The organism is Halopenitus salinus (assembly GCF_055397165.1).
In genome coordinates this window covers 178,446-193,933 of sequence record NZ_AP043852.1, presented here as the reverse complement: position 1 = coordinate 193,933, position 15,488 = coordinate 178,446, and the positions used below count along the sequence as shown (strand labels likewise).

Here is a 15,488-nt window from a genome sequence, read left to right as displayed (position 1 = left end):
AGTGTTAGTATGAATTTCTACGTCTGTTAGTTCTGCAGGTCATCACTCGGATACACGCGGTAGGTTCGACCCTGTCGTTCCCGATACAGCAGCCCGCGCTCCTCGAGTGAACTCACGGTCTGGCTCACTTTACTCTTTGAGAACTCAGATCGATCCCGAAGTTCGATCTGCGTGATTCCAGGCGAGTTCAGGACGGGTTCAAGGACGCGTCGTTCATCATCCGGTAAGAGATCGAGAACGCGCGCTTGCGGATCCGATTCAGGATTGATAGGCGTCGCCGGCGAGGCGTCATCGTCTATCGATGTAGGCGTTGCCTCCGATACCTGATCGGGGTCGATGTGATCCGCTGAGTCGGTTGTCGAATCGATGAGATTCCCTCGAACCACGTAATAGATGCCACCGATACTGCCTGCGACCAGAAGGGTTCCAACCACGTACCAGAGAGGATCTGGACCGTGAATCGCCCCCATAGACGAGTCCATCATCGGCCCCATCGACTGCTCGATAGCGCGACGCTGTTGATAGGCCCGCCAACTGAGTAGTCCGCCAGCCAAGAGGACGAACCCAAGGAGCACACCAACGACGGTATCCGCTGGACGTTGGTTCATATGACATCCCCTTGTTTCGATATCTGACTGCTCATACAATCAATTTTGGCGCGACAGGTGTGACAATTGCGGATTGAAGGTGCGATGATGAAGTGCTTCACAGCGGATGAACCACAGTACATCTATCAGTGATCGTGATCGTGGTTTGTTATCTGCGGGCTTTGATCAGCAAATTCCGTGGGCTCTTCCTCGAATGCCCGCTTACAGGTCTTCGAGCAAAAATAGTACGTCATCCCATCATTGGACGCACTCGGCCCCTCATCGTCGGTCCGCATGCCACACACCGGATCACGATACTGACCTGGTGCGCCGATTCCACGTCGGTAGACATACAGGAGGAACCCGGAGAGCGCGAAGGCGATAATATTGAGGTAGAACGTGTAGTTGAGCTCGAAGTACGTCTGTTCGGTCGCCGTCTCGCCACCGGCCAGATCTGGTACGATGCCGAGGGCGTCGAACAGCAACTCCATGAGGAAGCCAGTGAACGCCATCGTCACGAAGAAGACGCCAAGGATGTACAGCATGATCTTCCAGCCGTAGTACTTCCGGTAGACGTTCAGCACGGGCACGGTGATGAGGTCGGCGTAGACGAACGCGATGATCCCGGCGAAGCTGACGCCACCGCCCCACAGCGCGACGGCGAACGGGACGTTGCCCATACTGCCGACGAAACTGAGGACGGCGATGATGACGCCCATGACGGCGTTCTCGGCAGTCACGAGCAGGCCGTCGCCCTGAATGAACAGCGTGTTCCACACCCACTGCGGGACGAAGACGATGACGAACCCAGAAATAAGGAAGCCGGCGACGATGTCTTTCCAGATCATCGACCACTCCTTGCGGTACTGATTCCCGACCTTGTACCAGCCACCCCACGACAGCAACTCGTCACGCCACCCGCCGCTACTCGACGTCTCCTGGCGATAGGTCTCCATACAGCCCTCCGAGCAGAATTTGAGCGTCTCACCGCCGTCGGTCGTGAGCGTGTACTCGTCTTTCCCCTCCATCCCGCAGGTGGGATCTTCCGTGACGCCCGCCTGGCGGTCGCGCTCGTTGAGCTTCTCGCGGACTTCGTTAAACAGGTTTTCGGGAAGCGTGAGGTGGACGATGGCGGCCATGACGGCGATGAGAATCAGGCCGCCGAGCAGTTCCGCGACGAGGAACTCCCAGCCAAGCAGGATGAGAATCATCAGCCCTAGTTCGACGATGAGGTTCGTCGACGCGAACATGAACGCGAGGAAGTTCACCGCGTGCGCCCCCTTCTTGAACAGGCCCTTCCCGATGGCGACGGCGCCGAAACTACAGCCACTGCTTGCTGCTCCGAACACAGTCGCCTTGGTAAGTCCAGTTAGATCGCCCTCACCCAGCACCTGTGCCATCCGCTCCTTCGAGACGTAGACCTGGACGAGACTCGTAATCGTGAGGCCCATGATGATCGCCCACGCCGCCGTCCAGAGAAATCCGACACCGATACGAAGGGATTCAAGAACTCCGTCGATTATCGTCGCCTGCATAGGTGTATCATTGTAGGGATCATCTATTGCGGTTTTGGTTAGAATATACTGCCTATGAGGGTATCAGTACTATGGCATCGTAACCGTCGGCCATAGATGATCTATCGTGAAGAGGGGAAAACATTGCAAACCTCCACAAGCTCCACGGAATCCGACTTCAGATTCAAAAGGGGAATCTGATTAAATCACGCCGACGTATTAGAGGCTAATGGGACCAGTAGAGACCGATGATATCCCAAATGAGGGGAACACCACCTGGAAGAACAGCCTTCGCCGGCCTGCTCGGTTGTCCAGTACGGTAACTGTCACATCCACTTCCTAATTTACGATGGCTGTCGATCTGGCAATCCATGATGCACTCGTTCTCACAGCCGACGAGCGGAACCGCCTGTACGAGCGCGGCACAGTATGCATCACCGATGGCTGTATCGAAGAAGTCCGACCATCACGTGCAGGAGACGGAGAATTAGAAGCATCCACCGTTATCGACGGGAACGGGAAACTGGTGATGCCGGGGTTGGTGAACGCCCACACGCACCTGGAGATGACACCGCTCATCGGTGCGTTTAGCGAACTCGAGCTGACGGAGATGCTCGGGAGTGGGACGGCCTTGTTTAACAGACTAGGGAACGGCGAATTCGAGTACCTCGTCGAGGCAGGCGTCGAGCTCGCAGCGCTCAATTTCCTCCTGGGCGGTGTCACGACCGTGAACTCCATGGACGCACGGCCTGCCGCAGGTGCGGAGACGTTCGGGGAAGCAGGGCTCCGCGGATTTTTCGGCCCGGCGATCTCGGACCTCTTCTGGGACCAACCAGTCGATCAGCAGTTCGCCCGTGCTCGCGAGTTCGTCGAAACGTACCACGACACGTACGACGGCCGAATCAGGGCGACGATCTGCCCGCACGACGACTGGTCGTGTACCCGGCAGCTGTGGGAACGGACCGCATCCCTCGCCGCAGAGTATCCGGACCTGCTCGTCCACACGCACTTGCTCGAACTCGAGGAGAGTAACACGATGGCACGAGCGAACGGTGGCGAGGACTCGGTAGGATTGCTCGACGACGTTGGACTCCTGGACGACCGACTGGTCGCTGCTCACTTCCGCCTCGGCGACGAAGAGGACATCCAGCGAACCGCCGAGGCGGACGCGGCTGTTGCGCACTGCCCGTCCGTCTTCTGTTACTGGAATCCGGACGGGGAGACGCAGTGGACGCCCGTTCCCGAGCTTCGAGCCGCCGGCGTCGACGTCGGAGTAGGGATTGACGACCACTACTGGCACGACTCGTACAGCATGTTCGGTGAAGCGCGGCAAGCTCGGCTGGCGGCAAATCTCAAGCGTTCAGCCGGGCAGTTCGACTCGATGGAACTGATACGAATGCCCACTATCGAGGGCGCACGCGCGCTGGGGATGGGCGACGAGATCGGCAGTATCGAAGCGGGAAAGCGCGCGGATATTATCCTCCTCGACGTCGACAAACCGAAGTTCACGCCACTGACCAACGTTCCCGCACACGTCGTGAACAACGCGGTCCCGGCCGACGTCGAGACAGTGATCGTTGACGGCGACGTCGTCCTCCGGAATGGTGTGCCCGAGACAATGGACTCGGACGACGTGCGACAGCGAGTAAATCAGGCTGTCGAACGCTTCATGGACGAGACAGGCTGGGAGTTAGACATTGGTGGTAGTGAACCGCCGACCAGCATCGAGACTGTACGGGACCTCCCAAAGCGTGGCCCTGCGCGACTCCTGACTCGCCTCGCGATGCAATCCGCGCGTGATCGGTTCTCCTTCTAAGACCCTGCCAGCGTAGGGGTGGTTCCCCCTCAGGAATTTCTGTGGGCGCGAACGAACGCACGTCGCAGGACGGTCAGAAGAACGTACGTCTCGTACTTCTGGGTCTGGCAGTGCTCGCAGGGCTGCATATCCTCGACGATCTCCTCAATAGCGTCGTCGTACTCGTCGGTGAGCGTAGTGAGCGCGTCCGTGATCTGGGGCTGGGCAGCGTCGATCATCTCCTCGACGGCGGCGTCGGCCGAATCTGGTAGTGAGTACGAGAGGACGATCGTGTTCGCGTGGTAGTACTTCGTCGTCCCACCACGCCCCTCCTCGAAGCGAACGACGTCGACGAGGCCCGCATCCCGGAGCTCGTTGATGTGATGGCGGACCGTGTTCTCCGTCCAGTAACGCGAAGTTCGGCCGCATCGAGTGCCACGAGGCGATCAACGCGTTCGCTCGCGAGATCCTGCTGGCGGCGAAACAACGGCTGGAAGCCGGCGGCTGGCGCGTCGTCCACGGCATCGTCGACTCCATCTGGGTGACGCCGGACCCCGACGTCGACGACGAGGACCGCGAAGACCTCGAAACGCTCGCGACGGCAATCACCGAGCGCGTTGAGATTCGGCTCGAACACGAAGCCCACTACGACTGGGTGGCGTTCGTCCCACAACGCGAGAGTGACGCCGGCGCACTGACGAAGTACTTCGGGAAGGTCGCCGGCGACGACAACTTCAAAATCAGAGGCATCGAAGCCCGGCAGCGCTCAACCCCGCCGTTCATCGAGGCCGTCCAGTTGGACTGTCTCGACCGGCTCGATGCCACGCGGTCACCGGACGCGGTGCTCGGACGGCTCGAACGCGCAATCGACGACCTGCAGGCGGGCAACGTAGCAGTAGAGCGGCTCGTCGAGCGGAACCGTGTCTCCAAGCCGCTGGACGGCTACGCACAGAACACCCAGAACGTGGCCGCCTTGAAGCGAGCCCGCCAGCAGGATCTGGCAGTCCACCCGGGCCAGGATATCGAGTACGTGGTCGTCGACGACGAGAAAGCCTCGCGAGACCGGGTCGCCCTCGCCCACGAAGCGATCGAGACCTACGACGCCGCGTACTACGAGACGCAGCTGGTCAGAGCGGTCGAGAGCGTGCTGTTGCCGCTGGGCTGGGACCGAACGGCGATTCAGCGGGAACTCGCGGCAACCCGAGAACCCCCCTTGTCCGCCTTCAGCGAAGCCGGTGACGAGTAACCGACATCATCGACCGGCCGGCGGCCTGTTGGTGAATCGGGACGGCTACGTGAGCCACATACGCCTCGACAAGCATACTCGATACGAATACAACCCGTCGGGAGTTGAGACGGGACCCAACAGAACGCAGTGGTTCATGAACGGAACTCGAGGTGCGGACGGGTTACTGGAATCGGGGAGAACAGTCACCGGCAACGGGTTTGCGTGCTTCCAGATACGGAATTTGGAATGCTTCGGAACGGGTGGACGACGGCTGTGCGGGTCCAGCGGGAAAGAATAACGAGGAGGTAGTTCAATAACCCTACACGCAATATGTACGACCTCACAGGATTCCAGCGCGACCTCCTCTACGGTGTCGCCGGACTGGAGGCACCACATGGGCTGGCCATCAAAGACGAACTGGAGGAGTACTACGAATCGGAGATCCATCACGGGCGCCTCTACCCGAACCTCGATACCCTTGTTGACAAAGGCCTTCTCGACAAGGGAGAACGCGACCAGCGAACGAACGTCTATACAGTGACTCGGCGGGGCGCACGGGAAATTTCGGCCCGGCGTGAATGGGAGAATCAGTACATCGATTGAGCGGCAGAGCTCCCAGCGCGTCGAGCCCGGGAGAGTAGACACGGGATGGGGTACCTGCAGGCTGGTTACACCTCGGTACTACCGGCTCCATCACGAACCCACCGTGGGATCCGACTGCGAGGCCGGGAAAACGTGGATCGTCTTCCGCGACGGCCGTGACAACAGTTTAACCAACACGGCTTCGATGACGGGATGGTGTTGGTTAACTGGGCTGGAGAGACCCCTCTATCGATGTGTTCCACGTGAGAGGTCCTCACGAATAGATTGACTGAACGGATCTTCAGAGGAGTGGTGCTCAGGGAGGACGGCAGAAGCGGAAACACACACCCCTCTATCGATGTGTTCAGAATACAGCCGGACGACCGAACGACCGAGCAACGGACGGATATCGGTGGTGGCGAGGGTGATCTGGGCCGTATGCGCCGTGCCGGAGCCGCTGCGGGATACGTTCACCAACACAAACTGAACGGGGAATACGTCGGATAGCCGAGGACAGATACCACCGGTTGCAGGACACTTCGAACACTTCGATAGAGGTGTGTGTGTGTGTTTGTTCTAGAAAGCTAGAAGAGAAGAAGAAGAGAAGAAGAGAAAACACCGGCTTTTCGGAGTGTAGCACTTCTTGGAACTGTCTTGTTGGCTGCTGTTTCATGGAGTATCAGGGCGAAGGAACCGATTTCCATTGAGTTTGAATTTGGCGGAACTGCTCAACGATGCTCTCACGTTGTACGCCTCGAACACATCGATAGAGGGGTGTGTCTGTTGGTATCGGGATCGTGGGAGTCGGTCCGAGGGGTCTCCGAACACATCGTCAGGCGCGTCAGGAAATCAGTGCCAGACAGAATCGTACTGGTGCAATCGCCGGGAATGCACCACTCACTCTCCGATTTACACTTCGATAGGGGTGGGGAAGGTTTTTACTTCTCCTCTGTATGGGGTCGTACATGGGCACTGACGACTCCGAGGGGTCCCCACCCGATCCGGAGTCTCGAGACGACGCTACGCAAACGGATTTCTCCACAGGGTCTCCTGCGGCCGACCAAGCGTCCGACACAGCCACCGATGCGGATAACGAGACCGACTCCCAGTCGATCGAGGACATGCTCCTCGAGTTTGACGAGCAAGACGGCCTCATCCACGATCGCTCCCTGCTCGACCCCAACTACGTCGTCGAAGAAGACCGCATTGTCGGGCGGGACGAACAACTCCAGGAAGTCACCAAGATGCTGCGCGTCGCACTCGGCGACAACCGGCCACCGAACCTCTTCCTCTATGGCCCGTCCGGCACGGGGAAGTCACTCATCACGAAAGCCGTCTGCAAGAATATTAGTCGCATCTGCAAGTCCCGAAACATCCGATTCGGGACGATCGAAGTCAACTGCCAGGACCTGGATACGCTCGGCGTCGCGGTCTACGAGCTCGCCCAACAAGCTGCAGACGAGGCCGGCGTGGACGTCGAAGTCCCGAAACACGGCGTAGCGACGAAAGAGAAATGGGACGAACTCTACCGCATCGTCAACGAGCACTTCGACTCCGTCGTGTTCGTCCTCGACGAACTGGACATGCTCGTCGGCCGCCGGGACAAGCAAGATCCCGCGTTCTCCCGGCTGCTGTACCAGCTGTCACGCGCCGGCGCCGACGACGACCTCACCGCGTACATCTCCGTGGTCGCCATCTCGAACGACACGAAGATGATGGAATCCGTCGGCAGTCGCGCACTTAGTTCGTTCACGCCCGAAGACGTCCATTTCGACGACTACGACGCGAACCAGTTGCAGGCGATTCTCCGCCGCCGCCAGGATGCGTTCCACGACGGCGTCGTCGAGGAGGAAGTGATCCCGCTGGCAGCGGCCTTCGCCGCCCAAACCCACGGTGACGCACGGAAAGCGATTGACTTGATGCGTGTTGCCGGTGAGCTCGCCGAGCGGGACGGCGACGAGCGGGTGCGCGAAGAACACGTGCGGCAAGCGCAGGACAAAGTCGAGAAAAATCGCGTCCTCGAGGTCGTCCGCGGCATCAGCACCCAAAAGAAACTCTGCTTGTATGCCACGGCGGCCGTCGCCGCGGAGACGGCCAACGGGACTGCTCGCAGTACGACCGGCTACCGAGTGTATCAGTACCTGACCGACTCGATCAATTCGGACCAGTACCAACAGGAGTCGTACGTGAACAAAATGAAGGAACTGACGACGTACTCCCTCGTGGACTTCGAGCGTCGGAGCCACGGCCCCAGCTCCGGCATGTTCCTCGAGTTCCAGTTCGGCGAACGACCGGAAACCATCTTGGAAACGCTGCGTGAGGACTCTCGCCTCGAGATGGTTTCCGATAACGAGGTCCAGTCGGTCGTCAAATCACAGGTCCGGAACGAAACCTGACCCCGCTGCCCGCCGGTGCACATCGGACCCGTCTGGAGACACCCCTCTATCGATGTGTGTCTGCGAACGGCCCACACGGCCTCCAGACGGAGTAATCCGCAGCTCTCGGCGCACGGCCGCCGCCCAACCGACGACCAACCATCACACACCTCTATCGATATGTAATTCACCGATAGAGTCGCTTTACCCGTCGAAATAAGGATAATCCGCTGCGATCACATTCAATCGATACCGTGGTATTGTTCCGGTATTTCCCCGAGGAGCTGGCTCACTGGAATCTCTGTGCCGGGACTCACGGCACACACCTCTATCGATGTGTTCACCGATACAGATTCGAGGGATCCCACCCCGCTATCGATGTGTTCGGCGCCTCGGCCGTTCCCCCGCCGCGCACAGATCGCCATGCCCGTCTGGCAATACTCTCGCGTGCTGTTCACCGAAGGAATGCCTCACCGAAGGAATGCCGAATGAGAACGGGGGTGTTCCACCAACCGGGTATCCGACCCCAATCAAACACTGATCGAGAACGGTGACGCGAAGAGCTTCAGCGAGCACCACGTCGATGCTTGGTGATCGTGGGCGCGTACCTCGGTGGGCTTGATTCCGTTCGGTCTGGGTTTGGTTGGGGGCGGGCAGCTACCGGGTGCATCAATTAGGTCCGGCTATCGTCATCGGGAGGTCATCTGTACTTTGGGCAGCCAGCTGGATGTCGAGGCCGAACTCTCGATCCGGCAGAACCATGGGCGGGTGATTCGATGGCGGCGTCGACTCCCTCGACCATCGACTGAGACTGGGTGGCGAACCGTCGGAAACGTGGATGGGTGGCTTCCCTCTTCGAGTGTTACTCGTCCGGGTTGACCGGGCCTTTGTACTGAGAGCGAATCTTCTCCCCATCTCGCCACTGCCAGTAGTAGTAGCGGTTGTTGTTGATCTCCTTGATCGTAATCGTCGCTTTGGGAGGGACGTCGTCCGGGAGGTCGTCGGGCCGGTCCTCCACGTCTTCCTGGTCTACTGACTCCTCGAGACGCGCCTCACGGTCCTTGTGTTCGGCGAGCGCTTCGGCGTACGTTGCAACGTCTCGGAGCTGGTCCGAGGTCGCCTCGTTGAGCGTGGTGACGAGTTCCGTCGGAAGGTTCGCCGGTGGGGTCGGGGGTTCGTCGGACATGGGCTCCTCTCGAATTAACCAACACGAGCACATCTCCATAATATTGTTGGTTAAGACGATGGGGCAGTTCTCGTGCCTGCTGACCGCAGCCCTTCTCGAAACCTCTCCGTGAACACCCGGTGGCCATGACACACCCGTCTCTGGCTTCGTGACCGTTTTACGCAAATCCATCAAGAATCGTCGGACGCACAAATCTGAAAATGAAACTCAACGGCCATTGGAGTCCTTGGGCTTGACCGCTTCGCCGCAGCCAACGTCCATGCAATTACCACACGTGATACAAAACCCGCATTGTTGGCACACGAGGTGATCGGATCTGTCCCCGTACCGGTCATCCATCGTCTCCGGCATCTGGTGGTTCCTTCCATCCTTCGTGTTGAATCAGCATTATCTGTCCTTTCCCCGTCTACACAATGCGCCTACTTCAACATGTAAAACTGAATACCGTGATTGCTATCGCAGCGCTTCAACGCGTCGCGATCGTCGAGTCGGATATCCATTGAACACAATGCTACTGTCGACTCCCTATGCACCCCACAAATCGGCTGTGCGACCGAGGTGAGTGAAGTTCGTGGGTGGCGCCCGCTGTATCCCCTGAGTACGAAACAATCGATTCGGCGGGTAGCACACCGAATTACAGTGCAATTACCGTTCGTCCTGCACGGACATTCACGGCCCCGACGCAGACCGTCCTCAAGCGGGTCGACCTCTCGGAGGTAGTTACGGAGGTACGAGGACGACGTGAGTTGTTAGACTCCGTGATTGTCCAGTAGCTGATCGAGGGGGAGTGCGTGAAGAAGTTCCTTGACAGCCTCGTTGTCCGGTGCAACTGGGCCGAAGCCCCCCTTTTGGGCGTCGTACTCCGGCCGACATTCCGCGCATAGTGGAACCCGGGGGCTGCCGACAAAGGTGGCTTCGAGCTGATCGCGGAGGTAGGCTTCCCGAGGGCGTGTGGGCAGGCGATGACGAGTACCGTGACGACACGTTCGATCACGGTCGCATCGAACGAGACTGCGACTGTCCACGCGAGTGCCGTCACGACTGCCGTCCCGAGCGCGACGTAAAACAGCCACCCCGCCGCTCTGTCAGCCAACACCTGAGTCTTGGATTTGCTCTGCTGGGCTTCCTCGACCAGTCGCATGATGCCCGCGAGCGTGGTTTCCTCGCCGGTCGCACCGACGCGCACGCGGAGACTGCCGTCGCCGTTGATGGTACCGCCGATGACCTCGTCGCCAGGTTCTTTCGAAACCGGTTTCGACTCACCCGTGATCATCGATTCCTCGACGTCCGAATCGCCCTTCTCGACGACGCCGTCGGCGGGGACGCTCGCGCCCGGCCGGACGAGCACCAGGTCGCCCTCGGAGAGTTCGTCCACGGGGACGTCTTCGGTATTACCGTCGTCGGTGATTCGTTCGGCGGTATCGGGCATTAGTCTCGCCAACTCGTCGACGGCGCTCGATGCACGCCGAACCGACCGCATCTCGATCCAGTGCCCAAGCAGCATGATGTCGATGAGTGTGACGAGTTCCCAGAAGAACGCAGACTCCGTCGGGAAGACTACACTCGCGAGGCTGTAGACAAACGCGACAGTAATCCCCATCGAGATGAGCGTCATCATCCCCGGCGCTCGGTCTTTCAGTTCCGGCACCGCCATCTGGAGGAACGGGATTCCACCGTACGCGAAGACGACGACGGAGAACACCGGGGCTATCCACTCGCTACCCGAAAACGTTGGGACGGAGAAGCCAAGCCACTCCTGCAGTGTTTCGCTATAGAGAAGCACGGGAATCGAGAGGATCGTCGAGACGAAGAAGCGTCGGCGGAACATCTGTTCGTGGCCCTCGTGCATCCCGCCATGGCCGTCATGACCACTCCCGTGATCGCCGTGTTCCTCCTCTTCGTGGTGGTGTTGCGGACCTGCCTCGTCTTCGAGTAGCGCTTGTTCTGACCCTGCCCCGATGTGAGAGCTATCGTGTTTGCCTTGGTCCTCTCGATGACGATGATGGTCCGAATCGCCGTCCGAATTGCTTGGCTGTTCGTCCATTATCGACAATTTGCGTCTGTATACGCTTCAACAGGGTGGTCGATCTGTATCTCATTTCGAATCATTTCGCGTCTCGAGATGCTCCGAACCTACAGAAGGACAGTGCAAGCTCACAAACCATTGATTTATCTGTAGAGGACAGACACCCACCTCCGGCGTGTCCGGTGGATAGGTTTAACAGAATCCGGCATCGAGGTAAGCCTGCTCCGTTGGTGTAGCTCGGCCAATCATCTCGGCATCTCACGTCGAGGACCGAGGTTCAAATCCTCGACGGAGCATCAAACTCAGAGCAAGGAGGTTGAGGAAGTTCCATTCTGTGTGGACAAGGCCGTCTGGGTTCAACCACGAACGCCTCCTGTGAACCTCGCTACTTGACTGCACAGAGTAATGTGCCTATAGACAGAATCCTGTGTCAGGGATACAGTCGATATGAGATGGCAAATTAAGGAGATTGAATGGGAAGCTGTCGCGGGCATCCTAGCGGCTGTTCTCGCGCTTGTACTCCATTTCTTGCACATCGTAGACGAATCCGTGCTGCTTCAGATTACGCTCGTTCTTATGGCGTTCTTGTTCATCAGCCATCTTCGACGCGAATCAGAAACAGAGAACCTCTCTGAGTCCGTCGCTCACACCGAACGCACTGTCGAAGAAATCCGAGCCGGTATGGATACTCCCGACCTCGAACTCATCGGTCCAGCACAACTCAGACCGCGGAGTACCCAGTTCGGTCAGGGGGCCCGTGGTGAAATGATCTGGTTCAATGTCTGTCTGCTCATGTTCATTCCCCAGGATTTGTTCGACGCGTTGCTTCGGCCACCGATTGAAAATCCAGATGTTTCCTCAATTCAGTTCGTCCTCGACGAGAGTGAACGAGAGCGCTGGAAGACACAGGTCAAACCGAAAGTACAGGAGTGTACAGGCGCCGAGACGGTACGGGAACCTGTCTGGCGCGACCTCGATGAAAACGTCTCGTTCATTCTTCGCGGGACTGAAAACGAGCAGACGGACGCGCTGTTGAGTTTCTGGGGCGAACCGTTTATGGCCCGGACGACACAGGACGTCCCCCGCTATATCATCCACGTCGCACGGGATTCTGAACTAATCCCCCAGCTGCAGGATATCGAGCGCGAACACCGCTTGAGAACGAATTGAGGAGCACACTTTTCCCGTGAGCGCCCGAAACACTCCTTGAAGGAGTTCTGACCGACCCCATTCACCATTCGACCGGTGGATACCCCCGATAACACATCAACTACAATGAGACCCCCACGCTTACGCGGCTATCTGAACGAGGAATTCGAGTTTCCGGTTGACCGAGCGGGGGTCATCGAACGTGCCGGAGACGTAACGGTTGATGCTCCCGACGACGATGACTCGGAGTCTATTAGTGCGATGCTGGAACGGGACAACGACAACCCGTACGAAACTCTTGAAGACCTCTTCGCGTCGATCTATGGTAGTCTCGACGATAGTTACATCGGACGAAAGTACTACGACGATCGTGGCAGCAACGTCGAAGAGGTGACTGGGGACTACCCGCGCGACGAACGGAACGTCTCCTTCTGACGGCTACCAGAATTTCAGGTTCTGTTTGACGGATTCGCGTTTCATCTCCTGGATCTCCTCGGTGATTGGGATATCCTTCGGGCAGACGGTCGTACACGAGAACTGCGTATGACACTGCCAGACCCCATGTTCTTTGTCGAGTAGTTCCAGTCGACGTTCCTGTGCAGCCTCCCCTTCGCGTTCATCCATGTAGAACCGGTATCCCTTGACGATGGCTGCAGGACCGATGTACTCGTCGTCGAACTGTGAGGGATTACACGACGACGTACAACAGCCACATTGGATGCAACGCGAGGCCATCTTGATCTTCTCACGATTCTGGGGGGATTGGCGCTGTTCTTCGAGTTCCCCATCAGGAAGCTCGTCAGGCTGGAAATATGGTTCGACGGATTCCATCCGTTCGAAGAAGTGATCCATATCCACTACCAGGTCCTTGATCACTGGTTCATGCGGGAGCGGCTCAACACGGACTGGATCGTTGAGATCGGAAATTTGCGTTTGGCAGCCGAGTCGCTGGCTGCCGTTGATGAATAGGCCGTCACTTCCACACACCGCCATTTGGCACGAGTGACGGAATGTGAGACTCGAGTCGAAGTGGTCACGAGCGTAGATGAGTGCATCCAAGACAGTCATCCCCTTTTCGTAGGGAACGTGGAAGTCATCGAATCGGGGTTCTTGCTTGGCTTCGACTTCAGGATCGTACCGGAAGACCTTCAGGAGCGTTGTCTCCTCATCGGCGGAAGACTGTGCTTCAGCGGCCGCTTGTGCCTCCTGCTCTTTTGCTCGTTCCTGTTTCTTATCGAGACGCTGCTGCTGTGGTGTAGAGTCAGTGTCGGATTTCTCTTTTGCCTCTGAGGGTGTTTGCTGGGAGCTCATATTTGTGGGTATAGTACTGAAATTCGCTCAGGAGGGTAGCGGAGTTCCATGTGAGAAGGTAACGGGGAGACCACCGAAATAGCTGTCCCCGAAGACGCACACGAAACTGCCTCATAGACCAATCATATGCATCGGAACCCGGAACGCCAAATCTCTGCTGAGTCGCCGAGTTTATCAGAAATCGAAGGAACAGCACGCCGGCACTTCGTATTCCTGGGGTTGAGAAAAGCAGCAACACATATACCCGCTCCATACCTTTCACTAGACGTAGTGTCCACTTTCCGTGAAACGGACGTACGGCGCTGGCGGTAGTTAGGGTCCGGAAGTGGACAGTATCGCGGAGTACGGTCAGTCGGTTTCACCCGACTGACCCAACCACGATGCTCACTCGCATTCTCGATTGTATCGCCGTCATCATGACCTCCAAACGCACGCCCACAAATGACAGCAGAAAACGAGTTCACCGTCACGCCCTACAGCGTCGACGGAGAGATCGACTACGAGAAACTCCTCGAACAGTTCGGGGCTGACCCGCTCTCGGACGACCAGATCACAGCCTTCCCCGACCCACCCCATCCGCTTGTTCATCGAAGGGTGTTCTACGCAGAACGTGACATAGACAGGTTCCTCTCCGCTGTTAACGCAGGGCAACCACACTCTATTGTTACGGGTCGTGGCCCATCAGGGCCGATGCATATCGGTCACGTCCTCCCGTTCTACTTCGCCAAGTACCTACAAGAGCAGACAAACGCTCTCGTCTACATTCCAGTGTCCGACGACGAGAAATACTTCCTCAAAGAGATGTCTCTCGAAGTAATCGGCGCTCACACTCGTGAGAACTTACTCGATCTGCTCGCAGTAGGATTTGATCCAGATAGGACGCGTATCATCGTGGATACAGCGGATGGAGACGTGGTGTATCCCCTCGCAACCGCATTTGCAAAAGCGGTGACCCAATCGACTATCGAGGCAACGTACGGAGAACCTGCGAATATTGGTCTGTCATTCTATCCCGCAGTGCAGGCGACACACCTCCTCTTGCCGCAACTCATCGAGGGCCGTCATCCGACGCTCGTCCCGATCGCAATCGATCAAGACCCCCATATCCGCATCTGTCGGGACATTGCGGACAAACAGCGATACGACGTCGATAAACCGAGCGCGTTGCTCTCGAAATTCCTTCCGAGCCTCGCAGGGCCAGGCAAGATGAGCTCTTCGGACGACGCGCCCAGTATTCTCCTCTCCGACGACAGAGAGGCCGTGTTCGAGAAGATTCGGGCCCACGCGTATTCCGGTGGTCAATCGACCATTGACGAGCACAGAGACCTGGGTGGAGATCCCGAGAGAGACACGTCGTTCCAGTTTCTTTCGTATTTCTTCGAAGCGGACGACGAACGGCTGGAACGACTTGCCCAGGAATATCGTGATGGATCGCTGTTGAGTGGTGAACTCAAAGATATCGCGGCAGAGAACATAGCTGATTTTCTCGAACGTCACCAAGAACGACGAAGGCAGTTGGGGTCACTCGTGGATGAGTTACCAGCGTACAGATTGACCGATGCTGAGCGAAAGCGGGCTCGCCAACGAGTCGGATTTCTAGATGAGGAGCTGTTTTAGAAAGGCTGTATCATTGCTCTTATGGCGCACAATCTGGGGTTTGGATATGGGTTCGGTTTGATTTCTTGAAACCGTTCGGCCAAGGGTTTAGGGCGCTTCCGCATTTAAATAGATCTGC

10 protein-coding genes, 1 tRNA gene and 3 pseudogenes are annotated in these 15,488 nt (G+C 57.8%); 8 read left to right on the top strand and 6 right to left on the bottom strand.

What is annotated here, in order from left to right; translation table 11 throughout:
* Window positions 1-26: 26 nt before the first annotated feature.
* Window positions 27-608 carry a helix-turn-helix transcriptional regulator gene (locus ACZ5YD_RS00920; protein WP_004048657.1) on the bottom strand — a complete coding sequence of 194 codons (582 nt, stop codon included), beginning with the start codon at window positions 606-608 and terminating at the stop codon, window positions 27-29.
* 125 nt (window positions 609-733) lie between these two features.
* Window positions 734-2,122: a permease gene (locus ACZ5YD_RS00915; protein ID WP_049986199.1), complete on the bottom strand. Its 1,389-nt coding sequence runs from the start codon at window positions 2,120-2,122 to the stop codon at window positions 734-736.
* A gap of 328 nt (window positions 2,123-2,450) precedes the next feature.
* Here ACZ5YD_RS00915 and ACZ5YD_RS00910 point away from each other — a divergent pair, with 328 nt between their 5' ends.
* On the top strand, window positions 2,451-3,917 hold the full coding sequence (locus ACZ5YD_RS00910; protein WP_379739280.1) for an amidohydrolase family protein: 1,467 nt from the start codon (window positions 2,451-2,453) through the stop codon (window positions 3,915-3,917).
* A gap of 29 nt (window positions 3,918-3,946) precedes the next feature.
* Here ACZ5YD_RS00910 and ACZ5YD_RS00905 read toward each other — a convergent pair.
* A pseudogene (locus ACZ5YD_RS00905) lies at window positions 3,947-4,300 on the bottom strand (ArsR family transcriptional regulator); the annotation flags it as partial.
* A gap of 2 nt (window positions 4,301-4,302) precedes the next feature.
* Between ACZ5YD_RS00905 and ACZ5YD_RS00900 the strand changes: the two are divergent.
* From ACZ5YD_RS00900 to ACZ5YD_RS00890, 3 genes and pseudogenes are all read left to right on the top strand, one after another.
* A pseudogene (locus tag ACZ5YD_RS00900) lies at window positions 4,303-5,142 on the top strand (DNA polymerase domain-containing protein); the annotation flags it as partial.
* A gap of 312 nt (window positions 5,143-5,454) precedes the next feature.
* Window positions 5,455-5,727, top strand: a complete 273-nt coding sequence (locus ACZ5YD_RS00895) for a helix-turn-helix transcriptional regulator (protein ID WP_379739283.1) — start codon at window positions 5,455-5,457, stop codon at window positions 5,725-5,727.
* A gap of 944 nt (window positions 5,728-6,671) precedes the next feature.
* Complete coding sequence (locus ACZ5YD_RS00890) at window positions 6,672-8,102, top strand: orc1/cdc6 family replication initiation protein (protein ID WP_379739286.1); 1,431 nt, start codon at window positions 6,672-6,674, stop codon at window positions 8,100-8,102.
* 841 nt (window positions 8,103-8,943) lie between these two features.
* Here the strand turns inward: ACZ5YD_RS00890 and ACZ5YD_RS00885 are convergent.
* Together ACZ5YD_RS00885 and ACZ5YD_RS00880 are read right to left on the bottom strand one after the other, a co-directional pair.
* Window positions 8,944-9,267 (bottom strand): DUF6788 family protein, encoded by a 324-nt coding sequence (locus ACZ5YD_RS00885; protein WP_379739289.1) that lies wholly within the window; start codon window positions 9,265-9,267, stop codon window positions 8,944-8,946.
* A gap of 940 nt (window positions 9,268-10,207) precedes the next feature.
* Window positions 10,208-11,311, bottom strand: a pseudogene (locus ACZ5YD_RS00880) (HAD-IC family P-type ATPase); the annotation flags it as partial.
* A 203-nt stretch (window positions 11,312-11,514) separates the two neighbouring features.
* Here ACZ5YD_RS00880 and ACZ5YD_RS00875 point away from each other — a divergent pair.
* The 3 genes from ACZ5YD_RS00875 to ACZ5YD_RS00865 all read left to right on the top strand — a co-directional run bounded on the left by ACZ5YD_RS00875 (window position 11,515) and on the right by ACZ5YD_RS00865 (window position 12,877).
* Window positions 11,515-11,589: transfer RNA gene (locus ACZ5YD_RS00875), tRNA-Glu, on the top strand.
* Between the two features lie 151 nt (window positions 11,590-11,740).
* Window positions 11,741-12,463, top strand: a complete 723-nt coding sequence (locus ACZ5YD_RS00870; RefSeq protein WP_379739292.1) for a hypothetical protein — start codon at window positions 11,741-11,743, stop codon at window positions 12,461-12,463.
* Window positions 12,464-12,568: 105 nt separating this feature from the next.
* Window positions 12,569-12,877 (top strand): DUF5789 family protein, encoded by a 309-nt coding sequence (locus ACZ5YD_RS00865; protein WP_235167698.1) that lies wholly within the window; start codon window positions 12,569-12,571, stop codon window positions 12,875-12,877.
* Between the two features lie 3 nt (window positions 12,878-12,880).
* Here the strand turns inward: ACZ5YD_RS00865 and ACZ5YD_RS00860 are convergent, their stop codons facing one another.
* A complete protein-coding gene (locus ACZ5YD_RS00860; protein ID WP_304449992.1) occupies window positions 12,881-13,753 on the bottom strand; it encodes a succinate dehydrogenase/fumarate reductase iron-sulfur subunit in 873 nt (290 codons plus the stop codon).
* 441 nt (window positions 13,754-14,194) lie between these two features.
* Between ACZ5YD_RS00860 and ACZ5YD_RS00855 the strand changes: the two genes are divergently transcribed.
* Window positions 14,195-15,370: a tryptophan--tRNA ligase gene (locus ACZ5YD_RS00855; RefSeq protein WP_304449993.1), complete on the top strand. Its 1,176-nt coding sequence runs from the start codon at window positions 14,195-14,197 to the stop codon at window positions 15,368-15,370.
* Window positions 15,371-15,488: the final 118 nt, after the last annotated feature.